Here is a 26968-nt window from a genome sequence, read left to right as displayed (position 1 = left end):
TCAAGGTCAGGTGGTCGTGGTTCCGTTCATCAGGAGCGACAGGTGGCAGAGCGCCTCGACGCATTCGAGGCGGTTGCGGGCATGGTCGAGGTCTCGTCCCCACGTCGTCACGCCGTGCCGGTCGATGAGCAGGCCGGCCATCGTGCTCGGCGGATTCGCGCGCAGATAGACGCCGACGTCGGCGGCGATCCGGGAGACCTCCGGCCAGTTGGCGAACACGGGGACGCGGACGCGCGAAGGATCGTCCACGCCCAGGCCCTTGGCGAGTTCCATGTCGGCGAACTCGACGTGCGCGACGTCCTTCCCCGCGCGACGGAACAGGGGCAGTGAGGCGAGCGCCGTCGAATAGGGGGCGTGCGCGTGAACGACCGCGCCGCAGTCCGGGTATTCGCTGTAGAAAGCCAGATGAATGGCGGTCTCGGCGGACGGACGCCGGGTCTCGCCGGTGAGCGGCCGCCCGTTCCCGGCGTCGACCAGAACGGTGTCGCGGTGGTCGAGGGTGCCCTTGGCGCATCCGCTCGCGGAGATCAGCACCGCCTCTCCGGATCTGACCGAGACGTTGCCGGAGGTTCCCTCCATCCAGCCCCGGCCGTACAACTGCCGGCACATGTGCGCCACGCGCTCCCGCAGGGTCGCGGGCACCGTTTCGAGGTCAGCGGAGTTCATCGCGCTCCCGGTCGCCCTCGGAGGTGACGGTGCGGAGGGCCCGTACGAAGGGGGCACCGCCGCACCGCCAGCCTCCACCAACGTCCGGGCGGCGGCAAGGGCGCCTTGGAGAACCGGAGTGCGCGTGGACGATCGCCACCCCGGCCACGCAGACGAGCAGGCCGAGCCCGCTGAGCAGGCTGATCGCGTCCCCGAACATGGCGAATCCCCAGATCATCGTCGCCGGGGCGGTCAGGTAGATCAGGCTGCTGACGTAGGCGACGCCGCGCCTTTGCAGGATGAACCAGTACAGGCCGTACCCGCCCAGGGTGGAGAGCAGGATGAGCCACACGATCGCCAGCCACGCGCGGGCCTGGGTGGGCACGGCGGCGTGGCCGGTCGCGAGGCCCACGAGGCTGAAGAACACGGCGCTCGCCGCGCACTGGACGGCGAGCGAGTCCGACAGCGACGTCTTCATGTCGGCCTTGCGCTCGATGATGGTCGCCACGGTCAGCGCCACCATGCCCGCGAACGGTACGGCGTAAGCCCACGCCGGCACGCCCTCGCGCACGTCCAGGTCGCCGTCGATCACGATGCCCGCGCCCACGAGGCCGACCAGCAGGCCGCCCCACTGCCGCGCGGAGACGCGCTCGCTCAGCACCAGCCCCGCGAAGGCGCTGGCGCACACCGGCTGCAACGCGTCGATCAGCGAGGCGATCCCGCTGGTGACGCCGAGTTCGACGGCCTTGAACATGCTGAAGAGGTAGACGCTCTGCGAGAACAGCCCGAGCAGCGCCTGCACGCCGATCTCGCGCGCCGTGAGACGCCGCCGCCGGATGACGAACTGCCAGGTCAGCAGCAGGACGGCGAGCGCGATGAAACGCCACATCAAGATCGTCTCGGTGCCGGCCGCGGCGGTGCCGATCCCGGCGCCGATGAAGCCGGAGCTCCACATGACCACGAAGACGGCGGCGAGGACGGGCCCACCGCCCGTGCCGCGCGGGCCCGTCCCACGAGCGCTCACCCGACCCCTCCCCTAGGTATACATACCGGTATAGTTACTTACGTAACCATACCGTTCGGGGTACATTCAAGGGCGGGCGCCGCCGCGGCGTCCCAGGCGGTACCTCACCTGGGAGGAGGTGGGGAGACGGGCCTTGGCGGGCTTTGTGTCCCCGTTCGGAGATGACGCACAGCACGGGGATCTCGGACGGCGCGGAGAGTACGGGCCGAGGCGGCCGGCGGCGCGCGGAACGCCCGCTCACCCCCGCCGGCGCACGGGTTCTGGAGACCGCCTCACGCCTGTTCTACGAGCAGGGCCTGCGCGCGGTCGGCGTGGAGGCCATCGCCGACGAGGCGGGCGTGACCAAGAAGACCCTCTACGACCGCTTCGGCTCCAAGGACGACCTGATCCTCGCCTACCTGCGCGCCCGCGACGAGCTGTGGCGCTCGACGCTCGTCGGCTTCGTCGAGGAGCAGGGCGGCACGCCGGTGGAGCGGCTGCTGGCGTCCTTCCGGGCCCTGGACGCGTGGCAGAAGGAGCGCAACCAGCGCGGCTGCGCCTTCGTCAACGCGCACGTCGAGCTGCCCGAGGACCATCCCGGCCAGCGGGTGGCGCGCGAGCAGAAGGCGTGGATGCTCGACTACTTCGAAGGGCTCGCCGCCGACGCCGGGGCCGCCGATCCGGGCCTGCTGGCGCGGCAGCTGCTGATCCTACACGAGGGCGCCTGCATCGCCCACTCGATGAAGTCGGTGGACAGCCCCGCCGTCGTGGCCGAGGAGATGGTGACGGCGCTCATCGAGAGGTCCGTGGCGCCCACCTCCGCCTGAAAGACGGCGTCTGTGCAGCCCAGCGATGAGTTCTGCGCACGCGGGGAGTCGATACCGTCATGACGACGCACACACTCCAGACCTCCGAGGTCGATCTGGTCTACGACGTGCACGGCCCGCTGCCGCCCGCCGACGGCCGTCCGCCGCTGCTTATGATCGGCCAGCCGATGGAGGCCGCCGGCTTCGGCGCGCTGGCCTCCCATTTCCCCGACCGCACCGTGGTCGCCTACGACCCGCGCGGCATCGGCCGCAGCGTCCGCAAGGACGGCCGCACCGACCACGTGCCCGAGGTGCAGGCCGCCGACGTGCACGCGCTCATCGAGGCGCTCGGCGCGGGCCCGGTCGAGATGTTCGCCAGCAGCGGCGGCGCGGTGACCGCGCTCGCCCTCGTCGCGGCCCATCCCGGCGACGTGACCACGCTGGTGGCGCACGAGCCGCCGCTCGTCCCGCTGCTGCCCGACGCGGAGATCGCGCGGCGCGCGCAGGCCCGCGTCCAGGAGACCTACCGGGCCAAGGGCCGGGGGGCCGCCATGGCGGCCTTCATCGCCCTGACGTCGTGGCGGGGCGAGTTCACCGAGGAGTTCCTCGCCCAGCCCGTGCCGGACCCAGCCGCCTTCGGGATGCCCGCCGAGGACGACGGCTCCCGCGACGACCCGCTGCTGTCCGACCGGTCCCGGGCGGTCGCCGAGTACCGGCCCGACGCCGCGGCGCTCGCCGCCGCGCCGACCCGGATCGTGATCGCGGTGGGCGAGGAGTCGGAGGGCACCCTCACCGCGCGCACCTCGGTCGCGACGGCCGAGCTGCTCGGGCAGCGCCCGGCGGTGTTCCCGAGCCACCACGGCGGCTTCCTCGGCGGCGACTCCGGTTTCGCCGGGCAGCCGGAGGCGTTCGCGCGCAGGCTGCGCGAGGTGCTCGACGGCGCCCCCTGACGTCCTGCCGGGCCCCGTTCACGGGTGCGGGGCGGGAGCGTTCCGCTCCCGCCCCGCACTCCGAGCGTGGGTCAGTGCACGCTGAGATCAGTGCACGTCGAGATCAGTGCACGTCGAGGTCGATGCACGCGTAGAAGGCGTTGGCGGTGTCGGCGATGTTCCAGACCGCCAGGACCTTCTGCCGGCCGGTGACCCCGCCGAGATTGACCGTGTGGGACGAGCCGCTTCCGCCGAACGTCGCGATGCGCCGGCCGCCGAGGAAGTACTCGTAGCTCCTGGTGCTGTGGTGGGCGGTGAACGTCCAGGTGAAGGTGACGCTCTGGCCGACCGAGGCGGCCTTCCACGGCTTGCTGTCGTCATCGAGGTCGGCGAATCTGGAGTTTCCGCCGCTGCAACTCTGGAGCCCCTTCGGGCCCTCGACGCTCTGCGGTTCCCACTTGATCTCGCCGCACTTGACGGTCCCCTGCGCGCACTGGGCCTGCCGGCTCGGTGGCGAGTTGACGTAGCCGTGGGCGAGGGCGGCGGTGGCGGGGAGCACCACGGCGACGAGCGGGGCGATGCCCACGCCCGCCGCGACCGCGGCGAACCTGCGTGCTGACTTCATGCGGAGTTCCCTGTGCTTTTCGGGGTGGTCAGGTTTCTCACGGGCGCCGATGGGCGCGGGCCGGCATTTTCGGGAGCGGTGCTGGCGGGGTGGATGATGGAGGGGAGCGGGGCATGCGAACTCCATCAACAGGATATTTTCCCATTTGGTGGTTGGACGTTAACTCTCCGTCCGTTCAGGGGCAAGACAGCGCCGGTGCCCGCCGATTCGCGGCCGCCATACCGGTCCAGGCCAGAAACCGAACCAGTTCTTCCTGGCAAAAAGAATTGTCAGAGTCTTCCGAGGATCGGGCGGCCGGTCGGCAACACATGCCTATGACACGGGCCGGAATCGCGTCGCCGCGCCCGCTCAGGCCGCGTCCGAGGCGAGGTGTTCGAGGGCGGTGACGAGCCGCGCCGGGGTCGGGCGGGCCAGCATCTCCTTGCGCAGCGCGGCCGCGCCGTCGCGGTGGGCGGGGTCGGTGACGAGGTCCTGGACGGCCGCGCGCAGGGCGGCGGGGGTGGCCTCGTGGCCGCGCAGGTGCAGGCCCGCGCCGGCGGTGGCGAGGCGGCGGCCGGTGGCGGCCTGCTCGGACGCGAACGTGGCGGTCAGCTGCGGGACGCCCGCCCACAGCGCGGTCATCGCACTGCCGCTGCCGCCGTGGTGGACGACGGCCGCGCAGTCCGGCAGCACGGCCAGCAGCGGGACGTGCTCGGCGACGCGGACGCCCGCAGGCACCTCGCCGAGGGCGGCCACGTCCGCGGCGGTGGCCGTGACGACCACCTCGTAGCCGAGGCCGTCCAGCGCCCGGACGATGGCCGGGAGCAGGTAGGAGTTCGGCCCGGTGGTCGCGGTCAGCGCCGTCGACCAGGTCACGCAGACCCTCGGATGTCCGGGCGCGGGCGGTTCCAGCGCCCATCCCGGGACGGGCGTGGTCCCGTTGAACGGGACGTAGGCGTAGCGCAGGCGCTCGGCCGGGGCGGGCACGTCGAGGGAGGCCGGGCAGGGGTCCAGGACGCGTTCGATCATGTCCAGGTCGAAGGCGTCCTGGCCGTGGCGGGGAAAGGACCCGCTGTGGTCGGTGGGGACGATGCGCATGTGCTCGGGCTCGTGGGTGCCGACGGGCCCCCACAGGCTCAGCGCGGACGGCACGCCGGTGACCCGCGCCGCCAGCAGCCCCTCCAGGCTGGCCGGGTCGTGCAGGACCAGGTGCGGCCGCCAGGCGCGCGCGAACGCCACGCCCGCGTCGAAGCTCCGGGCGGCCCGCTCGGCGAGGACGGGGGCGACCTCGTCCTGGAAGGCCGCGTCGTCGAAGTCCGCGAGGTCGTCCAGGGGCTCCCCGGTGAGCGGGTGCGGGGGCAGCCACGGGTAGGGCCAGTCGCCGCCGGCCGCCTCCCGGTAGGCCTGGAGGCGGAGCCGGGTGATGGCCTTCATGCCGTCCAGGACGGGCACCGGGAGCAGGCCCGTCCGGCCGACCGCCGCCGTCTGGTCGGGGGTGCACAGCACCCGCACCTCGTGCCCCGCCGCCTGCAACGCCCACCCCTGCGGGACCAGCGCGGAATAGTGGGTCGCCTGCGAGGACACGGTGAACAGGACCCGCACGTGAACGCTCCTCCGGGACGATGACGGCACGCCGCGCCGGTGCCGGTTGCGGGATGAGCGACGTTACGGGGCGAGGCGGTCCCGGTCGTGCGGCTCGTCCCAGTCTGCCCGATAGGGCGCGACCTCGATGCGGGACACGGCGGGGTCGAGGAACGGCGGCCCGAGATGGGTGAAGGCGTCGAGGTCGGTGGTCTCGCGGAAGGCGCGCCGCGAGTACAGGTCGCGGGCGTACCCCCACAGGTGCGGGAAGTCGACCAGGCGGCGCTCGCTGATCTTGCAGAACGGGTTGTAGGTGAGGTCGAAGCGCACCAGCGTCACCCACAGCCGGACGTCGGACTCGGTGATCGTGTCGCCGTGCAGGAAGCGGCGGGTGGCGAGGCGCTCGTCCAGGCCGTCCAGCGTGGCGATCACGCGGCCGCGCAGCTCGGCGTACGCCGCATCGGACGCGGCGCCCGCGACCCGGTAGTTGCCGTCGTTGAAGTTGACGTAGATGTGCTCGTTCAGCTCGTCGATCTCCGCCCGCAGCTCCTCGGGGTAGAGGCGGACGGCCGGGTCGCCGAACTGCTCGAACTGGGTGCCGAGGTCGATCGTGAGCGCGAAGAAGTCGTTGCTCACGATCCTGCCGGTCCGCCGGTCCCAGAGCACGGGGACCGAGACGTGCCCGGCGTATCCGGGCTCGGTCGCCTCGTAGGCCTCGCGCAAAAACCGGAAGCCGTTGACCGGGTCGGCGCCGCGCTTCTCCCGGAAGGCCCAGCCCCGCCCGTCCCGCTCGTCGTCGACGTAGGAGAGGGAGACGACGTCCTCCAGGCCCTTCAGAATTCGGACGATCGCGGACCGGTGCGCCCAGGGGCACCGGTGCGAGACGTAGAGGTGGTAGCGCCCCGGCTCGGCCTTGTAGCCGCTCGACCCGTCGGCGGTGACGTGCTCCCGGAACGGGTAGCGCGGCCGCTTCCATCCGCCGTTGTCCACCTTGAGCGCGGTGGCCCCGTAGACGCCGTGCTTGTCGAGGTCCACGGGGTCGGCGTAGACGGGGGTGCCGGTGGGCGTGCTCATCGGTCCTTCTCCTGGGAGGTCAAGGGGAATGCGCTGGGGAGCGGTCCAAGCGAACCACCGGCGCGACAGTCAGTCAACTATTCCTATTCTTTAAATAGGGAATTCGTCCGGTTACTAGGGGTTCCCGGCGGGACGACAGGGGGGCCGCGCGCCGGTCCCCCGTCCGACGATGGCCCTCATGAAAGCCCTGGTCCTTTCGGGCGGGTCCGGAACACGGCTGCGCCCCATCACCCACACGTCCGCGAAACAACTCGTGCCCGTCGGCAACAAGCCGGTCCTGTTCTACGGGCTGGAGGCCATCGCCGAGGCGGGCATCACCGAGGTCGGCATCGTGGTCGGGGAGACCGCCGCCGAGATCGAGCGGGCCGTCGGCGACGGGTCGCGGTTCGGCCTGCGGGTCACCTACCTCCAGCAGGAGGCGCCGCTCGGCCTCGCGCACGGCGTCCTCATCGCGCGCGAGTTCCTCGGCGAGGACGACTTCCTACTGTTCCTCGGCGACAACTTCATCGTCGGGGGCGTCCGCGACGTCGTGTCCGGGTTCCGCGCGGACCCCTGCGACGCGCGGCTGCTGCTCACGCAGGTCCCGGACCCGAGCCGCTTCGGCGTCGCCGAACTCGGGCCCGGCGGGCGGATCGTCGGCATCGAGGAGAAGCCGCGCCGGCCGCGGAGCGACCTGGCGCTGGTCGGCGTGTACCTGTTCGGCACGGCGATCCACCGGGCCGTCCGCGCGATCACGCCCTCGGCCCGGGGCGAGCTGGAGATCAGCGACGCCATCCAGTGGCTGCTGGACGAGGGCCTGGACGTGCGCTCGACGACGATCACCGGCTACTGGAAGGACACCGGCGACGTCGACGACATGCTGGAGGCCAACCGCACGGTGCTGGAGGGCCTGGAGCACAGCGTCGAGGGCGACGTCGACGCGGACACCGAGATCATCGGACGGGTGCGCATCGCGCCCGGCGCGATCGTGAAGGGCTCGCGCATCGTGGGCCCGGCGATCATCGGCGCCGACGCCCGCATCGTCGGCTCCTACGTCGGCCCGTTCACCTCCATCGCCGCCGGCGTCCGCCTGGAGGACAGCGAGATCGAGTACTCGATCGTGCTCGACGGCTCGTCCATCCAGGGCGTGCGGCCGATCGAGGCGTCGCTGGTCGGACGCGCCGTCGAGGTCACGCCCGCCGCCCGCACCCGCGCCGCGCACCGCCTCGTCCTCGGCGACTACAGCAGGGTCCGGATCTCATGACGCGGCTCCTGGTCACGGGCGGGGCGGGGTTCATCGGCTCGCACTACGTGCGCCGGCTCCTCGGCCCCGAGGGGCCCGGCGACGTGTCGGTCACGGTCCTGGACGCGCTCACCTACGCGGGCAACCGCGCGAACCTGGCCGAGGTCGAGGAGCATCCCGGGTTCCGGTTCGTCCACGGCGACATCTGCGACGCCGGCCTCGTCTCCGCGCTGGTCGCCGAGCACGACGAGGTCGTCCACTTCGCCGCCGAGTCCCACGTGGACCGCTCGATCGAGGCGGCGGCGGCGTTCGTGCGCACCAACGTCGTCGGGACGGGCACGCTGCTGGACGCGGCGCTCCGCTCGGACCTGCGGACGTTCGTCCACGTGTCCACCGACGAGGTCTACGGCTCGGTGGACGAGGGCTCCACGCCCGAGACCGCGCCGCTGCGGCCCAGTTCGCCCTACGCCGCGTCCAAGGCCGGCGGCGACCTGCTCGCCCTCTCCTACCACCGCACGCACGGCCTGGACGTGCGGGTGACGCGCTGCTCCAACAACTACGGGCCCTACCACCACCCGGAGAAGCTCATCCCCCTGTTCGTGACCCGGCTGCTGGAGGGGCGGCGCGTCCCGCTGTACGGCGACGGGCTGAACGTCCGGGACTGGCTGCACGTGGACGACCACACCCGCGCCGTCGAGCTGGTGCGCGCCAAGGGCGCGCCGGGCGAGGTCTACAACATCGGCGGCGGGACGCACCTGACCAACCGGGAGCTGACCGGGCTCCTGCTGGAGGCGACCGGCTCCGGCTGGGACCGGGTCGAGCACGTCGCCGACCGCAAGGGCCACGACCGCCGGTACGCGGTCGACGACGGCAAGATCCGCGCCGAGCTCGGCTACGAGCCGCGGACCGGGCTCACGACCGGGCTCGCCGAGACCGTCACGTGGTACCGGGAGAACCGCCATTGGTGGGCACCGGCGTCCTGACCGATCCGGCGGTGACCGATCCGGCGGCGGCGTGCCGCCGCACCTCGTCGACCAGCCGGGCCTGCTCCAGCAGTGACGCGCCCTCCAGGACGGACGGGACGCCGTCGCGGACGCGGCGCACGAACGCCGTGACCGCGCTGGCGAAGTGGTCCTCGGCGGGGAGCGTCAGCTCCTCGGCGTGGTCCTGCCGCTCGATCCGCAGCACCGGGCGGTGCGCCGCCGACGGCGTGTACGCCCACAGCAGCTCGATCCGCCCGGTGCTGCCCCACAGCGCGTAGCGCGAGCGGTAGGAGCGGTCAGCGCCCCACGTCAGGTGGGCGGTCTCCCCGCCGGGCGCGGCCAGCAGCGCCGAGCCGGCCACGTCCACGTCGCGCTCCGCGTCGAACCGCAGGTGCGCGCCGCGCACCTCCAGGCCGGTCCCGAGGTAGAGGAGCGCGGTGCGCACCGGATAGACCCCGGCGTCGGTCAGCACCCCTCCCCCGAGGTCGGTCCGGTAGATGTTGCGGCCGTCGGGCATCGGCGGGAACCCGAACTCGGCGGTGACCGTGCGCAGTTCCCCGATCGCGCCCTCCGCCACCAGATCCTGGACGCGGGCGTGCTGGGAGTGGCAGAGGAACATGAAGTTCTCCAGCAGCGCCAGGCCGCGCGAGGCGGCGAGCGCGACCAGCGCCCGGGTGTCCTCGGCGGTGGCGGTGAGCGGCTTCTCCGAGAGCACGTGGCGGCCGGACTCCAGCGCCCGGCTCACCCACGCGAAGTGCAGCTTCGCGGGCAGCGGCACGTACACCGCGTCGAGGTCGGCGCGCTCCAGCAGGGCCTCGTAGCCGGTCACCGGCTCCGCGCCGAACCGTTCGGCGAAGCGCCGCGCCTTGTCCGGGTCGCGGCTGGCGATCGCCGTCAGCCGCACGTCCGGGTCGGCGGCCAGCGCCGGGAGCGTCCGCCGCCAGGCGATGTCCGCGCAGCCGATGACGCCGATTCTCAGGGGTGCCGAATTCACCGACACGACCTCCATCCACAAAAGGGCCGAATCGCGACGAGAATAGGAACGGTAGCGGCCCGCGCTCCCCCTGACGCGCCGTCCTCCACCCCCGGGCACCCCCCTTACCTCCCCCCTGACCACGCGCCGCAAGCACCGCGATCCAGCGCCCCGCCGCGCATATTGGAGTCCTTTGCGAGACCATTTCTTGGAGGACGGATGTCGGGGATTCTCACGGCGTTGACGAGCGACCACCGCAGGGCCGTGCGGATCGCCGAGTCGGCGCAGGCCACCGAGGGCGTCATCACCCTGGCGCGGTTCCATGAGTGGTTCGCCGAACGCCGCAAGGGCGACCTGGCGCGCGTGGAGCGGGTGCCGCTCGACGCGCTGGACCGCTGGGGCACCGATCCCGCGACCGGCGACATCCGGCACGACAGCGGCCGGTTCTTCACCGTGACGGGCCTCGCCGCCGAGGTCGCGGGCGCGGCGGTGCCCGCATGGACGCAGCCGATCCTGCTCCAGCCGGAGATCGGCATCCTCGGCATCCTGGTCAAGGAGATCGACGGCGTCCTGCACTTCCTCATGCAGGCCAAGAACGAGCCCGGCAACCCCGGCGGCGTGGAGATCTCCCCGACCGTGCAGGCGACGCGGAGCAACTACACGCGCGTGCACCAGGGCTCCCCGGTCCCCTACCTCGACTTCTTCCGCGACACCCGGCGCCACCACGTGGTCGCCGACGTGCTCCAGTCCGAGCAGGGCGCGTGGTTCTTCCAGAAGCGCAACCGCAACATCATCGTCGAGACGACCGACGAGGTGGAGCCGCTGGAGGGCTTCGTCTGGCTCACCCTCGGCCAGCTCCACCACCTGCTGGCGGGCGACACGGTGGTCAACATGGACGCGCGGACGGTGCTGTCGTGCCTGCCGTTCTCGGGCGTGGGGCTCTCGTCGTCCTACCCCTCCCCCTCCCGGCCGCTCGGCGACCAGGAGTTCCGGCAGTCCGTGCTGCGCTCGTGCAGCGAGGAGTTCGCGGGCCTGCACGACATCGGCGACATCCTGAGCTGGATCACCGGGACGCGCAGCGGGCACGAGGTGGGGGCGCGCCGCGTCCCGCTGCGCGAGGCCGAGCTGTGGCACCGGGACGAGGAGGCGATCCGGCACGAGTCCGGGCTGTTCTTCCGGGTCATCGGGGTCGACATCGAGAGCGGGCACCGCGAGGTCGCGCGGTGGAGCCAGCCGCTGGTGGAGCCGATCGGCGTCGGTGTCAACGCGTTCGTGGTCAAGCGGGTGGACGGCGTGCTGCACGCGCTCGTCCACGCGGGCGTCCAGCCGGGGTACCTCGACGTCCTCGAACTCGGCCCCACGGTGCGGTGCACGCCGGACAACTACGCGTGGCTGCCCGAGGCCGCGCGTCCGCCCTTCCTGGACGAGGTGCTCGCCGCGCCGCCGGAGCGGATCCGGTTCTCCAGCGTGCTCTCGGAGGAGGGCGGGCGGTTCTACAGCGCCCGCAACCGCTACCTGATCGTCGAGGCGGACGCCGACTACGCGCCCGACCCCGGGCCCGACTACCGGTGGCTGACCCTGCACCAGCTCGTCGGGCTGCTGCGGCACAGCCACTACGTCAACGTCGAGGCGCGCAGCCTCGTCGCGTGCCTGCACAGCCTGGCGAGCCGGCCCGCCTGACACCCCGTCGCGCCGGCCCGCCCGGCGGTCACCCGTGGTGGCCGCCGCCGCTGCCCTTCCCACCGGCCGACATCCTGGCCGCCATCGTGGTCTGGACGGTCCGCGGCGCCACGACGAACGGCCGCATCATCCCGTGGTCCTCGTGCTCCAGGATGTGGCAGTGGTACACGTAGTTGCCCGTGCCGCCGTGGAAGCGCCCCGCGACCGTCACGTGGTCGTGCTCGTCGATGCGGACCGTGTCCTTCCAGCCCTGCTCGTCGGTACCCAGGCCCTTCGGCGCGCTGTAGGTGGCGGTGTAGGTGAAGATGTCGTTCGCGGTGTCGGAGGCGACGGCGACGGTGTAGGTGTCGCGGGCCAGCGGCTGGAACGACATCAGGTGGACGTGGGTCGGGTGGTTGGGCCCCGCGAGGTGGACGAAGTTCCACACCTCCCACCCGTCGAGCGCGACCTGGAAGGTGACGGGCTCGTCGAAGCTGCTCGCCACCCTCCGGTACACGGTCGTCGTCCCGCCCTTGACGATCTTGACGATGCGGTCGCCGCCGCGCGGCACGTACCCGGCGGGGACCTTCGCCAGCTCCCACATCTCGGGCTGGCCCGCGGCGGTGCCGTCGTGGGTCGCGGACGCGACGTACCGCTCGACGAAGCCCGCCGGCACCTTGTCGCGGGTCACCCGGGAGAACGACGGCGACACCGTCCCGGGGACCGTGAAGGGGTCGGCCACACCGGTCCCGCCGACGCGGAACTGGAGGATCTCCGGGCCGAGCGGCGAGGTCACGAGGTCGGTGTTGGACAGCTGGAGCCGCGCGCCCTTGAACGCGGCGAAGTTGATCAGGATGTCGGCGCGCTCGGCCGGGGCCAGCGTGAGCCGGTCCTGCTTGATGGCGGCGCCGAGCAGGCCCTGCTCGGTGCCGATCTGGACGAACGCGCCGTCCACCGGTGAACTGGTGGAGCCGTCGGAGCTCTCGCGGCGCAGCTCCAGCGTGTAGGTGCGCGCGTTGGAGCCGTTGAGCAGCCGGAACCGGTAGCAGCGCGGCTCGACGTCCAGATGCGGCCAGATCACCCCGTTCGCCAGGTTGTAGGGGCCCGCGAACGGCAGCGAGACCCGCCGGTCGCCGAGGTCGTAGTAGCCGACCTTGTGCAGCAGCCGCCCGTTGAAGGCGCCGGTGGCGTCGGTGTCGAGGTTGCGGTCGGCGAGGATCAGCGGGATCTCGTAGGCGCCCGACGGCAGGCGCAGCGCGTCCTCCTCCCGGTCGCGGACGATGTACATGCCCGCGAGCCCGGCGAACACGTTGTAGGCGGTGATGTCCATCGCGTGGTCGTGGTACCAGAGCGTCGCGGCGCGCTGGGCGTTCGGGTACTCGGTGGCCTGCCCCTGCCCGAACGAGACGCCGTTCTTGGGCCAGCCGTCGCTGTCGCCGCAGACCTCGCCGCCGTGCAGGTGGGTGACCACCCAGGGGGCCAGCTTGGCGACCTCGGCGATCGGCACGGCGTCGCCGCGCCCGGAGCCGAGGATCGAGTCGATGCCGGTGAAGGGGACCGCGACGGCCGTCGCGGGGAACGCGCCCTCGATCCTGTTGAGCCAGCTCACCTTGATGCGCTGGCCGGAGCGGACGTCGATGACCGGGCCGGGGAGGCTCCCCTCGTAGGTCCAGGCGGGCGTCGGGGGGAGCTGGGAGTGCAGCCGCACCGTCGCGGCCCGCTGCCGGATCGTGAGGGCGCCGTCGGGCCGCAGCACCCTCGGGATGGGCAGCGGGTCGGCGAACTTGGTGAGTCCCGTCGGCGCCTTCCGGAAGACCCGGTTGGCCGTCGCGAACGCGGACAGGTTCGCTTGGAGGGTGGCGGCCACGCCGATACCGGCGGCCGATCCGGCGAGGAACTGACGACGACTGGGCATGGGGGGCTCCTCCACGAGCGTTGGGTCGGCGGAAATCGATCTTTCGCACGCGGCGGAGCCCGGCTCAATCGGCGCACCCGATGTCAGGGGGTTCGGATCGGCACCGGTCAGGTTTACCGGGCTTCCGACAGGGGATGAGCAGGCACGTCACGGGTGGCCCGGGGTGGTCGGACGCGCGATTCGGCGGTCGATAGGCGCGCGATTGCCGGGCAGTGGGCGGAGATCTTCGATCATCGAGCCGTGGTCGCACTGGTCGAACGAGACGAACAAACACGGCAACTCGACGCCCTGATGGAGGACTGCCTGGCCCGCCGCGGCCGGGTCGCGCTCCTGGAGGGGCCGATCGGCACCGGCCGGACGGCGCTGCTGCGCGGCGTCGCCGAACGCGCCGAACAGTCCGGATTCCGGTGTCTGCGTGCTTCCTGCTCCCCCGCCGAACAGGCGCTCCCCTACGGCGTCGCCGGGCAGCTCCTGCGCGGTCTGCTCCGCCCGGAAGGGCCCGGCGAGACGCCCGGCCATGCGCTGTGCGAGCTTCTCGACAGGGCCGCGGCGGAGGCCCCTGGCGACGGCTCCGCGCCGGCGGAGAGCGCGCGGACCCACCACGAGCTGGCGCTGGCGCTGCTGGGGACCGCCGAACGCGAGCCGCTCCTGGTCACCGTGGACGACCTCCGTCACGCGGACGTCCCGTCCCTGCACTTCCTGCTCCACCTGGTGCGTCGGCTGGGCTCGGCGCGCGTGCTGGTCGTGCTCGCGGACGAGGCGGCGCCCCGGCCGCGGCACCTGGCGTTCCTCGCCGAGCTGTCGCGCAGCCCGGAGCTGCACCGGCTGCCGCTGGGGCCGCTGTCGCGGGCCGGGACCGCCCGCGCCGCCGCCGAGCTGATCGGCGCGCCGCCGGACCCGCGCCTGGACCTGCACGCGGTGAGCGGCGGCAACCCGCTGCTGCTGGACGCTCTGGCCGAGGACGTCCGCGTCGCCGGCGGCCCGCGCGCCCAGGGGTACGGGCTGGCGCTGCTGAGCTGCCTGCACCGGGGCGACCCGGCGACGCTCGCGGTCGCGCGGGCCCTGGCGATCATGGGTGCGGAGGCCGAGCCCGCCGAGCTGTGGCGGCTGGCGTCGCTGACCGCCGAGGAGGCGGACCGCGCGCTCGGCGCGCTCAACGCGGCGGAGGTGCTCGACCGGGGCCGGTTCCGGCACCCGGTGGCGCGGACGGCCGTCCTGGACGACCTCGCCCCCGCGGAACGGTCCGAGCTGCACCGCCGCGCGGCGCGTCTGCTGCACGAGCGGGGCGTGCCCGCCGCGAGGGTGGCACGGCACCTCGCCGAGGCCGACCACGCGCAGGAGCCGTGGGCGCCCGCCGTGCTGCGCGAGGCCGCCGAGCACGCGCTGCTCGACGACCGGGCGGAGACGGCATCCCGGTTCCTGCGCCTGGCGCACCGGGGCCTGTCCGACGAGGGGGAACGCGCGGGCGTGCGGGCGCGGCTGGCCGCGGCGGAGTGGCAGACCGCCCCGTCCTCGGCGGCCCGGCACCTGGCGCCGCTGGTGACCGCCGCGCTCGGCGGCCGGCTCGGGCTTCCCGACGGCCTCGCGCTGGTGAACCGGCTGCTCTGGTTCGGGCGCGGCGGCGAGGCGCTGCGGGTGCTGGACCGGCTGCGCGCGGACGCGCGTCCCGAGAACGGCGACCTGCGCGACGCCGAGGTGTGGCTGGCCTACGCGCACCCGCCGCTCGCGCGCGACCGCCGCACGCCGGTCCTCGCGGCCGACCGGCGGTTCGCCGTCCCGGCCCCGGGCGGCGACCCGCAGCTGCACGCGGTGGCGATCCTCGCGGACGGGCTGACCCGGCGCCGAGGAAACGGGCTGGTGGACCGTGCCGGGCAGGTGCTCCGCGACCTCCCGCTGCATCCGCGCAACCCGTGGACGGTCGAGGTGGCGCTGCTGGCCGTCCAGGTGCTGCTGCGCGCGGACCGGCTCGACCTGGCGGCGGCCTGGTGCGAGGACCCGCCCGGCGTGGGCGATAAGCAGGGCGAGAAGCAGGGCGGGGAGCGGGGCGGGGAGGACACGCGGGCGGCGTTCTTCGCGGCGGCCCGCGCGGAGGTCGCGCTGCGGGCGGGCGACCTGCCGACCGCGCTGCGCGAGTCCCGGGAGGCGCTGGCCCGGCTCAGCGCCCGGTCGTGGGGGGTGGCGATCGGGTACCCGCTGGGGACGCTCGTCCTCGCCGCCACCCGCGCGGGCGAGTACGACGAGGCCGCCCGCTGCCTGGCCCTGTCGGTGCCGGAGCAGATGTACCAGAGCCGCCACGGGCTGCACTACCTGTACGCCAGGGGCCACCACCATCTGGCGGCCGGGCACGCGCACGCGGCGCTCGCCGACTTCCTGAGCTGCGGGGAGCTGATCCGCGGCTGGGGCCTGGACACCGCGGGCCCGGTGCCGTGGCGGACGGACGCGGCCGAGGCGTGGCTGCGGCTCGGCAACCGCGACCAGGCCCGGCGGCTGATCCGCGAGCAGCTGTCGCGCACCGACGGGCGCGGCCCGGCGCTGCGGCTGCTGGCCGCCGCGAGCCCGGTCGGGCGGCGGCTGCCGCTGCTGACGGAGGCGGTCGACCTGGCCGAGGCGTCCGGCGACCGGTTCGAGCAGGCGCGGGTGCTCGCCGACCTCAGCCGCGTGCACGCGGCGGGCAACCGGCGGCGCGCCCGGCTGCTGCTGCGCCAGGCGCTGCACGTGGCGAACATGTGCGGGATGCGGCCGCTCGCCCAGGAGCTGCTGTCGGTGCAGGACGACCTCGGCGGCGCGGAGGCGATGGCCGACGGGCTGGAGGGCATCGCGTCGCTGACCGACTCCGAGCGGCGGGTGGCGTCGCTGGCGGTGCTCGGCAACACCAACCGGGAGATCGCCGCGAAGCTCTACATCACGCCGAGCACCGTCGAGCAGCATCTCACCCGCATCTACCGCAAGCTGGGCATCCGCCGCCGCAAGGAGCTGCCCGCCGACCTGTGGGCCGGGCTCAGGAAGACCGGCTGACGGTCCGGCCCGCGCCCTGTTGATCGAGCAGCCCGGCGAGGAGCTCGTCGACGAGCGCGGTGGTGCCGTGGCGGTCGGCCGCCGTCCCGAAGAGGTAGAAGTCGGGGCGGACGAGCGCCGCCACGGCTCCGGCGCGGGCCAGGTAGGGCAGGAGGACGGCGTCGAGGTCGGCGGCGGCGTCCAGCCGGACGGTCACCGCACCGAGCCGCGCCAACGCCGCCGCGCGGGCGGGGTCGAGGAGGTCCCCGGGGTCCTCGGTGGTGAGCAGGACGAAGCGGGGGGCCTCGACGAGCTCGTCGAGCAGGCCCTCGCGGCCGCCGATCCGCACGCGGCCCTGCGGGGTCAGCTCCCCGGCCGGGCCGCGCGGGCGGCTGTCGGCGTCCCGGGCGAGCAGGCCCCCGGTGAGCGGGTGGACGGCCGACGGCGGCGGCGCGGCCAGCCCGCGCTCCCGCATGCCGATCATGACGGCGTCGCGGTCGGCGGCGGCCTTCGGGTCGGTCTGGCAGATGACGCGGCCGAGGTCCACCGACATGGCGATCGCGTGCCGGACGTGCTCGCGCCGCTCGGCGGTGTAGGTGTCCAGCAGCGTGTCGGCGGCGCGTCCGGTGAGGACGAGGTCGAGCTTCCAGGCGAGGTTGGCGGCGTCCCGGAAGCCCGAGCACATGCCCTGTCCGGCGAACGGCGGCATCAGGTGGGCGGCGTCGCCCGCGACCAGGATCCGGCCGTCGCGCCAGCGGTCGGCGTGCCGGGCCTGGAAGGTGTAGACGGCGTGCCGCTCCAGCGTCGCCGCGTCCTCGTGGACGCCGAACAGCGCGAGCAGGCGCCACACGTTCTCGACGGAGCCGAACTCCTCCGGCGGCTCGTCCGGCAGCCGCATGAACTCCCAGCGGCGGTGGCCCGGCCCCGCCGAGACGGCGGTGCGGGGCCGGGCCGGATCGCAGACCTGGAGGTTGTTCGGGACGAACTCGCGCGGCTCGTGCAGCCGCACGTCGCAGGTCAGCCAGTCGTTGAAGAACCGCAGGTCGGTGGCGCCCGCGCCGATCGCGTCCCGGACGAGGCTCCCGGCGCCGTCGCACCCCACGACGTACCGGGCGGACAGGACGCCGCCCTCGGGCCCCTCGACGGTGGCCTCGACCCGGTCGCCGGTGTCGCGCAGGCCGGTCACGCGGTGGCCGCGCAGCACGCGCAGCGTGGGCTGGCGGGCGCCGCGCGCGGTCAGCGCCGCCTCGATCCCCGGCTGGTACATCGAGACCGAGTCGGGCCAGCCGGACCAGCCGCGCTCGGCGACGTCCACCTCGAACAGCGTCGCGCCGTCGCCGTTCGTCCAGACGTAGTCGCGGGACGGCTCGGCGACCTCGCGGAGCGCGTCCCCGATCCCGGCGGCGGCGAGGACGCGCGCCGACTCCCCGTCGAAGGACACGGCGCGCGGCATCGGGTAGGGCTTCGGACGGCGCTCCACGACGGTGACGCGGTGCCCGTGCCGGGCCAGCAGCGTGGCGGTCAGCTGGCCGACCGGCCCGTACCCGACGACGAGGACGTCGGTGTCGGTGTCCATGTCGGTGTCGGCACCGCTCATCGGACGGCCGCCAGGCGGAGGATGTCGGCGACGACGCGTTCGTGCTCGGCCGGGTCGGTGAGCACCCGCACGGTCTCGTCGCCGCCGTCCACGGTGAGCAGGCGCTTGCCGATGAGGACGCGCTGCCCGGTGGCGAAGGACCGGCCGCGCACCAGGACGGCGGCGCCCGCCAGCTCGCGGGCGAACGCCTCCAGCTCGGCCGAGGGCGCCTGCCACTCGGCCAGGTCGCGGGGCCGGTCGCGGAACCGGTAGACGGGCTGCCACGTCCCCGACCGGCCGGCGCGCTCGACCACCTGGTAGCCGTCCGCCGGGACGACGCGGAAGCGGGTGCCGTGCTGCCGCTGGACCTCCGGAGCCAGCCGCAGCGGTTCGAGGTAGGACGGGCCGACGAACCCGACGTCGGCGAGGTACACCTCGCCGTCGAGGCGGACGTGGTTGAAGATGTGCTCCAGGTCCGGGCCGAACGAGCCGTCCATCTGCCGGATGCCCGCGCCGAACACGCCGACCTCGAATCCGAGCTCGCGCAGCAGCGCGCGGAACAGGCCGCTCAGCTCGTAGCAGACGCCGCCGCGCCCGCCGAGGACGATCGCGTCGAACACGGCGTCGAGGTCGATGTCCACCCCGGCCCACAGCGCGGTCCCGCGCCCGGCGTTCAACGCGCTGTCGTAGGGGAAGGTGGCGAGGTGCCGGTGGTGCAGGCTCCGTAGGGTCCGCAGGGTGGGTGCGGTGGGGCCGCGGTGGTCGAGGGCCTTGAGGTAGGTGTCGACGTCGAACGGCATGGGTCAGCCCTCCACCGGGTCGGTCCGTTGGGCGATCTGTTTCAGCAGGTGGTCGGCCAGCTCGGCCGGGGTGGCCAGGTCGAAGATCAGCATCGCGGGGAGTTCCAGGCCGGTCGCGGCGGCGAGCCGGTTGCGCAGCTCGACGGCGGTGAGCGACACGAACCCGGCCTCGAAGAACACCTCGGCCGGGCCGAGGACGTCGGCGGGCGGGCGGCCCAGCACCGCCGACGCCTCCGCGCGCACGAACGCCAGCAGCGTCTCGCGGCGCTCGTCCTCGGGGAGGTCGGCGAGCCCGGCGAGCGGGTCGCCCTCCTCCTCCGGTTCCTCCTCCCCTGCCGCCGCTGGACGGGCGGTGGCGGTTGGCGCGGCCGACTCCAGCCAGTAGTGCCGGTGCTGGAAGGCGTAGGTCGGCAGGTCGACGCGGGGCCGCCCGGCCAGGAGCGCCGACCAGTCGACGCCCGCGCCCCGCACGCGCAGGGCTGACGCCGAGAGCAGGAACGCGCCCAGCCCGCCCTCGCCGCGGCGCAGCGTGCCGGTCACGGCGGCGGCCGGCCCGGCGGCGTCGGCGATCTCGGCGGCGAGCACGGGGTGCGCGCTCACCTCGACGAACGTCCGGAACCCGGCGTCGAGGAGGGCGCGGGTCGCGGCGTCGAAGCGGACGGTGCCGCGCAGGTTGCGGTACCAGTAGGCGGCGTCGAGGCGGGTGGTGTCGATCCGGTCGCCCTCGACGGTCGAGTAGAGGGGGACGTCGGACGGCCTCGGCGCGAGGCCGTCCAGGAGCTCGTGCAGCTCGTCGCGGATGCTCTCGACGTGGGAGCTGTGCGAGGCGTAGTCGACCGGGACGCGGCGGACCCGCACGCCGTCGTCCTCGCAGGAGTCGACCAGCTCGGCGAGCGCGTCGGCGTCTCCCGCGACGACGACCGAGGCGGGGCCGTTGACGGCGGCCGTCTCGATCCGTCCGTCCCAGCGGCGCAGCCGGGCGGCGACCCGGTCCTCGGGGAGCGCGATCGAGGCCATGCCGCCCCGGCCCGCCAGGCGGCGACCGATCGCCTGGCTGCGCAGCGCCACCACGCGCGCCGCGTCCTCCAGGGAGAGCGCCCCGGCGATGTGCGCGGCGGCGATCTCCCCTTGCGAGTGCCCCACGACCGCGTCGGGACGGACGCCGAACGACTCCCACAACCGCGCCAGCCCCACATTCACCGCGAACGACGCGGGCTGGACGATATCCACTCGCTCCAGCCCACCTTGGAGTTCCTCGGCCAGCGACCAGTCCACATACGGCTTCAGCGCGGCCTCGACCTCCGCCAGCGCGCGGGCGAACACGGGGGACTCGGCCGCGAGGTCGACGCCCATCCCCCGCCACTGCGCGCCCTGCCCGGAGAACACCAGAACGGTACGGCCCTCGACGTCCGCGACGCCCGTCACCGCGTTCGGCGAGGGCTCTCCCGCCGCGACCGCGCGCAGCCCGTCCAGCGCCTCGTCCCGGTCGGCGGCGACCACGACGGCGCGGTGGGCGAGCGCGGCCCGGCCGGACGCCAGCGACGCGGCGACGTCGCCGGGCTCCAGCCCGGGACGGTCCGCCACGAACGAGGCGAGCCGTGCGGCCTGGGCGCGCAGCGCGTCCGGGGTCGCCCCGGAGATCTCCCAGGGGACACGTCCGGGGGGCGGGGGTGGCGTCTCGGGCTCGCCGCCCGCCGGGGCCTCCTCGATGATCACGTGGGCGTTGGTGCCACTGACGCCGAACGAGGACACCCCGGCCCGGCGGGGCCGCCCGGGATCGGGCCACTCCCGCCGCTCGGTGAGGAGCCGGACCGCGCCGTCCTCCCAGTCGACCTTCGTGGACGGCGCGTCCACGTGCAGCGTCGCGGGCAGCACGCCGTGCCGGAGCGCCTCCACGACCTTGATGATCCCGGCGGCCCCGGCGGCGGCCTGCGCGTGCCCGATGTTGGACTTCAGCGATCCGAGCCACAGCGGCCGGTCGCCCGGGCGGTCCCGGCCGTAGGTCGCGAGGAGCGCCTGGGCCTCGATCGGGTCGCCCAGCGGCGTGCCGGTCCCGTGGCCCTCGACGGCGTCCACGTCCCCCGGCGCGAGGCCCGCCGCGTCCAGCGCGGCGCGGATCACGCGCTGCTGCGACGGCCCGTTGGGCGCGGTGAGCCCGTTGGACGCGCCGTCCTGGTTGACGGCGCTGCCGCGCACCACCGCCAGCACCGGATGGCCGTTGCGGACGGCGTCCGGCAGCCGCTCCAGCAGGAGCACCGCCGCGCCCTCGGCCCAGCCGGTGCCGTCGGCGGCGTCGGCGAACGCCTTGCAGCGCCCGTCGGGGGCGAGGCCGCGCTGCCGGGAGAACTCGACGAACGGCGACGGCCGCGCCATGACCGCGACGCCCCCGGCGAGCGCCAGCCGGCATTCGCGGTCGCGCAGCGCCCGGGCCGCGAGGTGCACGGCGACCAGCGAGGACGAGCAGGCGGTGTCGACGGTGAGCGCCGGGCCTTCGAGGCCGAGCGTGTAGGAGACCCGGCCGGACACGACGCTGCCAGACGTCCCGGTGCCGAGGAACCCCTCCAGGTCGGCCGGGACGTCCGCGAGGCCGGTGGCGTAGTCGTGGTACATCACGCCGGTGAACACGCCGACGTGCTCGCCGCGCAGTGAGGTGGGCGCGACGCCCGCGCGTTCGAGGGCCTCCCAGGAGATCTCCAGCATGAGCCGCTGCTGGGGGTCCATGGCCAGCGCCTCGCGCGGGGAGATGCCGAACAGGGCGGCGTCGAAGGCCCCGGCGTCGCTCAGGAACCCGCCCTCCCGCACGTAGGAGGTGCCCGGGGTGTCGGGGTCGGAGTCGAAGAGCGCGCCGAGGTCCCAGCCCCGGTCGGCGGGGAACGGCGAGAGCCCGTCCCGCCCCCCGGCCACCAGGTCCCACAGGTCCTCGGGGGAGGCGACCCCGCCGGGCAGGCGGCACGCCGCCCCGACGATCGCGACCGGGTCGTCGGCCCGCGCGAGCCGGTCGACCTCCTGCCGCAGCCGCTCGTTGTCGGCCAGCGCGACGCGCAGCGCCCGCACGACCCTGTCGTCGATCATCGGTTCCCTCCGAGCGCCCGCTCCACCAGGTCGTCGACGCTCATCTCGGCGATCTCCGAGGCGATCTCGTCGCCGGGCGGTTCGGGCAGCAGTTCGGTCAGCAGCCGCCGGGCGAGGTCGGCGGGGGTCGGGTGGTCGAAGACGAGGGTGGCGGGGAGCCGCACCCCGGCCGCCCGGGCGAGCCGGTTGCGCAGCTCGACCGCCGCGAGGGAGTCGAAGCCGAGGTCCCGGAACGCCTGCGCCGCGCCGATCTCGTCCGGGGAGTCGTGCCCCAGGACGGACGCGGCGCCGCGCCGGACGAGGTCCAGCGCGAGGCCCGGACGCTCGGGCGCGGGCAGCGCGGCGAGCCGTTCGGCGAACGACCCGGCGTGCTGTTCCACGGCGGGCGGCGCGGCGACGCGGGCCGGGCGGACCAGGCCGCGCAGGGCGGGAGGCAGGTCGCCGTCCGCCGCGAGGGCGCGCAGCGCGGCGAAGTCGAACCTCGCCGCGACGACGACCGGGTCCCGCGCGCCGAGCGCGGCGTCGAACAGGGCCAGCCCCTCCGCCGTGGAGAGGCCCGCGAGGCCGGCGCGGGCGAGCCTGGCCAGGCCCGCGTCGCCGAGGTGGCCGGTCATCCCGCTCGCCCGCGCCCACAGCCCCCACGCGACGGAAACGGCGGGGAGCCCTTCGGCGCGCCGCAGCCGGGCCAGCCCGTCCAGGTACCCGTTGGCCGCCGCGTACCCGGCCTGGCCCGCGTTGCCGACGACGCCCGCGCCGGAGGAGAACAGGACGAAGGCCGCCAGGTCCCGGTCGCGGGTCAGCTCGTGCAGGTGCCAGGCGGCGTCGGCCTTGGGGCGGAACACCGTGTCGATCCGCCCGGGGTCGAGGTCGTCGAGCAGCGCGTCGTCCAGTACTCCGGCCGCGTGGACGACGGCGGTCAGCGGATGCTCGGCGGGGACCTGCGCCAGGACGCCCGCCAGCGCCGTCCGGTCGGCGGCGTCGGCGGCCACGACGCTCACCCGGGCCCCGGCCTCGCGCAGCGCGGCGGACAGTTCGTCCGCGCCGGGTGCGGCGGGGCCACGGCGGCTGACGAGAAGGAGTTCCCTTATGCCGTGCGCCTTCACCAGGTGGCGTGCGACGAGGCCGCCCAGTGTCCCGGTGCCGCCGGTGATCAGTACCGTGCCGCCGGGGTCGAGGGGTGTCGGGGCGGCCGTGTCGGCGTGCGCCAGGCGGGGGACGTGGGCGTTTCCGGCGCGCAGCGTCACCTGGGGTTCGCCGGAGGCGATGATCCTCGGCAGTGCCGCCCTGGCGCCCTGGGCCTCGTCCGTCTCCACCAGGACGATCCGTCCCGGTTGCTCGCGCTGGGCCGACCGCACGAGGCCGCCGACGGCCGATGCGGCGAGGTCGCCGGACGCGTCGCCGGTGAGAACCGCGACCGGGCCGCCCTCACCGGTGAGCCGGTCGGCGAGGAAGGCGAGGGTCGCCGCCGTCGCCTCGCGGGCTCGGTCCGGGGTCGCACCGCCGCGGCCGGTGAGGTCGAGCACGTCCGCGTCCGGGATCTCGGCGGCGGACGCGGGAAGGGCGATCGGCACCTGTTCGAGCCGGTGGACCAGGTCGTGGGCGGGTGCCAGGCGGTCTGCGGCCACGGACCTGAGCACGAGGGACTCGATCGAGGCGACGGGCGCGCCGCCCCGGTCGGTGGCGGTGATCGTGTAGCTGGACGCCGCCTCGTCGTAGCTCGCCCGGACGCGCAGCGCCGACGCGCCGGAGGCGTGCAGCCGCACGCCGCTCCAGGCGAACGGCAGCGGAATCCGGCCGTCCTCGGGCGCGTCCGCGCCGAGCAGGCGGGTGGCCTGGAGCGCCGCGTCCAGAAGGGCCGGGTGCAGGGCGAAGCCGTCCGTCTCGACGCCCTCGGGCAGCTCGACGTCCGCGAACACCGCCTCGCCGCTCCGCCAGGCCGCCCGGATGCCCTGGAACGCGGGGCCGTAGGCGTAGCCGTCGTCCGCCATGCGCGCGTAGAAGCCGTCGACCGGGAGGGGCACGGCGTTCGCGGGCGGCCACGGGACCGGCTCCGGCGCGGGCCGCTCGGCGGACAGCCGTCCGGTGACGTGCCTGGTCCAGCGTCCCTCGCCGCGCCGGGAGTGGACGCCGACGTCCGCGCCGTCGGCGACGACCCTGATCTGCACGTCGCCCTCGTCCGGGACGGTCAGCGGCGTCTCGACGACCAGTTCGTCCAGCCCGCCGTGCCCGGTCTCGGCTCCGGCGTGCAGTGCCAGCTCGACCAGCGCCGACCCCGGCAGGACGGTCGTGCCCGCGACCGCGTGGTCGGCGAGCCAGCCGTGGTCCCGCAGGGAGAGGCGGCCGGTGAACACGACGCCGCCCGGCAGCGGGACGGCGGCGCCGAGCAGCGGGTGCCCGGCGTCCTCCAGCCCGGCGGCGGTGAGGTCCCCGCCGCCGCGTCCGGTGTCGAGCCAGTAGCGGCGGTGCTGGAAGGCGTAGGTGGGCAGGTCCGCGCGCCGGAACGGGCCGGGGCCGAACGCCTCGCTCCAGTCGACGCGCACCCCGGCCGCATGCGCCTCCCCGGCGGACCGCAGGAACCGGTCCAGCCCGCCGTCGTCGCGGCGCAGCCCGCCGACGACGGCCGTGGGCTCGGCGACGATCTCCGCGATGCTCGGGACCAGCACGGGATGCGCGCTGACCTCGACGAACGCGCCGAAGCCGTCCTTGGCGAGGGTTTCGACGGCGTCGGCGAACCGGACCGTCCGGCGCAGGTTGCGGTACCAGTAGCTGCCGTCGAGGGTCGTCGTGTCGAGCCACTGCCCCTCGACGGTGGAGAAGAACGGCACCGGCGAGGTCTGCGGTGTGAGGCCGTCGAGCAGGGTCGCCAGCTCGTCCTCGATCGACTCGACGTGCGAGCTGTGCGAGGCGTAGTCCACCGGGACCCGGCGCACCCGGACGCCATCGGCCTCACAGGCCGCGACCAATTCGTCCAGTGCGTGCGGGTCGCCCGAAACGACCACCGACGACGGGCCGTTGACCGCCGCGATCTCCAGCCCGGCGGTCAGGCGGGCGGCGGCCTGCTCGACGGGCAGGGCCACCGACACCATGCCGCCGCGCCCGGCGAGGCGGCGGGCGATGGCCTGGCTTCGCAGCGCCACCACGCGCGCCGCGTCCTCCAGGGAGAGCGCTCCAGCGATGTGCGCGGCGGCTATCTCTCCTTGGGAGTGCCCAACGACCGCGTCGGGACGGACACCGAACGACTCCCACAACCGCGCCAGCCCCACATTCACCGCGAACGACGCGGGCTGCACGATATCCACTCGCTCCAGCCCACCCTGGAGCTCCTTAGCCAGCGACCAATCCACATACGGCTTCAGCGCCGCCTCGACCTCCGCCAGCGCACCGGCGAAAACAGGGGACGCTTCGGCCAGTGCCACCCCCATGCCCTGCCACTGCGCGCCCTGGCCAGGGAACACGAAGACGGTTCTGCCCTCGGCCTCGGCGGGGCCGCTCGATTCCACCTCCGCGAGCGCGCCGATCGCGGCGGCGCGGTCACCACCGGCCACGACGACCGCCCGGTGCTCCAGCGTCGCCCGCGTGGTGGCGAGCGCGTGCCCGATCTCGGCGGCGGTGAGGTCGTCGTTCGCCTCTGCGAACCGCGCGAGCCGCGTCGCCTGCGCCCGCAGCCCGTCCGCCGTGCGGGATGAGAGCAGCCACGGCACCGCCCCCGGCTCGGGCGCCTTCTCCACCTCGGGTTCGGGTTCGGCGACCGCCTGTTCGAGGATCACATGGGCGTTGGTGCCGGACACGCCGAACGACGACACGCCCGCCCGGCGCGGACGGCCTGTTTCCGGCCACGCGACCACCTCGTCCAGCAGCCGGACGTCGCCCGCCGACCAGTCGACCTTCGACGTCGGGGCGTCCACGTGCAGAGTCGGAGGCAGGACGCCGTTGCGGAGCGCCTGCACCATCTTGATCACACCGGCCACGCCCGCCGCCGCCTGCGCGTGCCCGATGTTCGACTTCAGCGAGCCGAGCCACAGCGGACGGCCGTTCGGGCGGTCCTGGCCGTAGGTCGCCAGCAGCGCGCGCGCCTCGATCGGGTCGCCCAGCTTCGTCCCCGTCCCATGGCCTTCGACGGCGTCGACGTCGGCGCCTGAAAGCCCGGCGTTCAGCAGCGCTTCGCGGATCACGCGCTCCTGCGAGGGGCCGTTCGGCGCGGTCAGGCCGTTGGACGCACCGTCCTGGTTCACCGCCGAACCCCGCACCACCGCCAAGACCTCGTGACCGTTGCGGCGCGCGTCCGAGAGCCGTTCCAGCACCAGCACCCCGACGCCCTCGGAGAGGCCGGTTCCGTCTGCGGCCTCGGCGAACGCCTTGCAGCGGCCGTCGGCGGCCAGCCCGCGCTGCCGGGAGAAGTCGACGAAGACCTCCGGCGTCGCCATCACGGCCACTCCCCCGGCAAGCGCCAACGACGACTCACCGGACCGCAGCGACTGCGCCGCCAGGTGCAGCGCCACCAGCGACGACGAGCACGCCGTGTCCACCGTCACCGCCGGACCCTCCAGCCCGAACGTGTAGGCGACGCGGCCCGTGGCGACGCTGCCGGAGTTGCCGATGCCGAAGTAGCCTTCGAGCCCGTCCGGGAGTCCGCCGAGGTTGTCCCGGTAGTCGTGGAACATCAACCCGGTGAAGACCCCGGCACGGGTGCCGCGCAGCGAGGTCGGATCGATGCCCGCGCGCTCCAGCGCCTCCCATGACACTTCCAGCAGCAGCCGCTGCTGCGGGTCGACGGCGAGCGCCTCGCGCGGCGAGATCCCGAAGAGCGCCGCGTCGAAGCCGCCCGGCTCGTCCAGGAACCCGCCCCCCTGGGTGTAGGTCGTGCCGCGCCGGTCGGGGTCGGGGTCGTGCAGACGGTCGATGTCCCAGCCCCGGTCGTCGGGGAACGCGGCGATCGCGTCGCGGCCCTCGGCGACGAGCGTCCACAGGTCCTCCGGGGAGGCGACGCCGCCGGGGAGGCGGCAGGCCATGCCGACGATCGCGATCGGCTCGGTCCGGCGGGCCTCGGCCTCGTGCAGCCGGGCGCGGGCGCGCCGCAGGTCGGCGAGGGTCCGGCGCAGGTAGTCGCGCAGCTTCTCGTCGTTGGCCATGTG

At 74.3% G+C, this 26968-nt stretch carries 17 protein-coding genes; 6 read left to right on the top strand and 11 right to left on the bottom strand.

Annotated elements, in window-relative coordinates; genetic code table 11:
* Window positions 1-6: 6 nt before the first annotated feature.
* Together mtnB and K2F47_RS41295 are read right to left on the bottom strand one after the other, a co-directional pair.
* A complete protein-coding gene (gene mtnB / locus K2F47_RS09290) occupies window positions 7-666 on the bottom strand; it encodes a methylthioribulose 1-phosphate dehydratase (protein WP_242902352.1) in 660 nt (219 codons plus the stop codon).
* Window positions 653-1669 (bottom strand): DMT family transporter, encoded by a 1017-nt coding sequence (locus K2F47_RS41295; protein WP_242902351.1) that lies wholly within the window; start codon window positions 1667-1669, stop codon window positions 653-655. The genes mtnB and K2F47_RS41295 overlap by 14 nt, the downstream gene beginning before the upstream one ends.
* 161 nt (window positions 1670-1830) lie before the next feature.
* Between K2F47_RS41295 and K2F47_RS09280 the strand changes: the two genes are divergently transcribed.
* On the top strand, window positions 1831-2475 hold the full coding sequence (locus tag K2F47_RS09280; protein WP_242902350.1) for a TetR/AcrR family transcriptional regulator: 645 nt from the start codon (window positions 1831-1833) through the stop codon (window positions 2473-2475).
* A gap of 59 nt (window positions 2476-2534) precedes the next feature.
* A complete protein-coding gene (locus K2F47_RS09275) occupies window positions 2535-3404 on the top strand; it encodes an alpha/beta fold hydrolase (RefSeq protein WP_242902349.1) in 870 nt (289 codons plus the stop codon).
* A 103-nt stretch (window positions 3405-3507) separates the two neighbouring features.
* Here K2F47_RS09275 and K2F47_RS09270 read toward each other — a convergent pair whose 3' ends face one another.
* The 3 genes from K2F47_RS09270 to K2F47_RS09260 form a co-directional block, all read right to left on the bottom strand.
* Window positions 3508-4008 (bottom strand): lytic polysaccharide monooxygenase auxiliary activity family 9 protein, encoded by a 501-nt coding sequence (locus tag K2F47_RS09270; RefSeq protein WP_242902348.1) that lies wholly within the window; start codon window positions 4006-4008, stop codon window positions 3508-3510.
* A 348-nt stretch (window positions 4009-4356) separates the two neighbouring features.
* Window positions 4357-5589, bottom strand: a complete 1233-nt coding sequence (locus K2F47_RS40545) for a nucleotide disphospho-sugar-binding domain-containing protein (protein ID WP_308198386.1) — start codon at window positions 5587-5589, stop codon at window positions 4357-4359.
* A 63-nt stretch (window positions 5590-5652) separates the two neighbouring features.
* Entirely contained in the window at window positions 5653-6642 is a 990-nt protein-coding gene (locus K2F47_RS09260; protein ID WP_242902347.1) for a glutathione S-transferase C-terminal domain-containing protein, read from the bottom strand.
* A gap of 178 nt (window positions 6643-6820) precedes the next feature.
* Here K2F47_RS09260 and K2F47_RS09255 point away from each other — a divergent pair, with 178 nt between their 5' ends.
* On the top strand, window positions 6821-7885 hold the full coding sequence (locus K2F47_RS09255; RefSeq protein ID WP_242902346.1) for a glucose-1-phosphate thymidylyltransferase: 1065 nt from the start codon (window positions 6821-6823) through the stop codon (window positions 7883-7885).
* Complete coding sequence (gene rfbB / locus K2F47_RS09250) at window positions 7882-8847, top strand: dTDP-glucose 4,6-dehydratase (RefSeq protein ID WP_242902345.1); 966 nt, start codon at window positions 7882-7884, stop codon at window positions 8845-8847. The genes K2F47_RS09255 and rfbB overlap by 4 nt, the downstream gene beginning before the upstream one ends.
* Here rfbB and K2F47_RS09245 read toward each other — a convergent pair.
* Complete coding sequence (locus K2F47_RS09245) at window positions 8801-9841, bottom strand: Gfo/Idh/MocA family protein (RefSeq protein WP_242902344.1); 1041 nt, start codon at window positions 9839-9841, stop codon at window positions 8801-8803. The two genes, rfbB and K2F47_RS09245, sit on opposite strands and share 47 nt — an antisense overlap.
* 198 nt (window positions 9842-10039) lie before the next feature.
* Here K2F47_RS09245 and K2F47_RS09240 point away from each other — a divergent pair, with 198 nt between their 5' ends.
* Window positions 10040-11500 (top strand): NDP-hexose 2,3-dehydratase family protein, encoded by a 1461-nt coding sequence (locus tag K2F47_RS09240; RefSeq protein WP_242902343.1) that lies wholly within the window; start codon window positions 10040-10042, stop codon window positions 11498-11500.
* A 28-nt stretch (window positions 11501-11528) separates the two neighbouring features.
* Here the strand turns inward: K2F47_RS09240 and K2F47_RS09235 are convergent, their stop codons facing one another.
* On the bottom strand, window positions 11529-13394 hold the full coding sequence (locus K2F47_RS09235) for a multicopper oxidase family protein (RefSeq protein WP_242902342.1): 1866 nt from the start codon (window positions 13392-13394) through the stop codon (window positions 11529-11531).
* 240 nt (window positions 13395-13634) lie between these two features.
* On the opposite strand from K2F47_RS09235, the gene K2F47_RS09230 reads away from it, so the two are divergent.
* Window positions 13635-16409 carry a helix-turn-helix transcriptional regulator gene (locus tag K2F47_RS09230; protein ID WP_242902341.1) on the top strand — a complete coding sequence of 925 codons (2775 nt, stop codon included), beginning with the start codon at window positions 13635-13637 and terminating at the stop codon, window positions 16407-16409.
* Here K2F47_RS09230 and mhpA read toward each other — a convergent pair.
* The 4 genes from mhpA to K2F47_RS09205 are packed head-to-tail and all read right to left on the bottom strand — an operon-like array spanning window position 16393 to window position 26965.
* The gene (gene mhpA, locus K2F47_RS09225; RefSeq protein WP_242902340.1) at window positions 16393-17985 is read right to left on the bottom strand and encodes a bifunctional 3-(3-hydroxy-phenyl)propionate/3-hydroxycinnamic acid hydroxylase MhpA; all 1593 of its coding nucleotides are present in this window, start codon (window positions 17983-17985) and stop codon (window positions 16393-16395) included. The genes K2F47_RS09230 and mhpA overlap by 17 nt on opposite strands.
* Window positions 17982-18764 (bottom strand): arylamine N-acetyltransferase family protein, encoded by a 783-nt coding sequence (locus tag K2F47_RS09220; protein ID WP_242902339.1) that lies wholly within the window; start codon window positions 18762-18764, stop codon window positions 17982-17984. The genes mhpA and K2F47_RS09220 overlap by 4 nt, the downstream gene beginning before the upstream one ends.
* Before the next feature lie 3 nt (window positions 18765-18767).
* Window positions 18768-21836, bottom strand: coding sequence for a type I polyketide synthase (locus K2F47_RS09210; RefSeq protein WP_272496460.1), 3069 nt, complete (start codon window positions 21834-21836; stop codon window positions 18768-18770).
* Entirely contained in the window at window positions 21833-26965 is a 5133-nt protein-coding gene (locus K2F47_RS09205) for a type I polyketide synthase (protein ID WP_242902338.1), read from the bottom strand. Before K2F47_RS09205 ends, K2F47_RS09210 begins: the two co-directional genes overlap by 4 nt.
* Window positions 26966-26968 lie beyond the last annotated feature (3 nt).

The organism is Actinomadura terrae (assembly GCF_022751215.1).
Taxonomy (GTDB): Bacteria; Actinomycetota; Actinomycetes; order Streptosporangiales; family Streptosporangiaceae; genus Spirillospora; species Spirillospora terrae.
The sequence above is the reverse complement of the archived record's forward strand: the minus strand, read 5'-3'. Positions and strand labels throughout refer to the sequence as shown.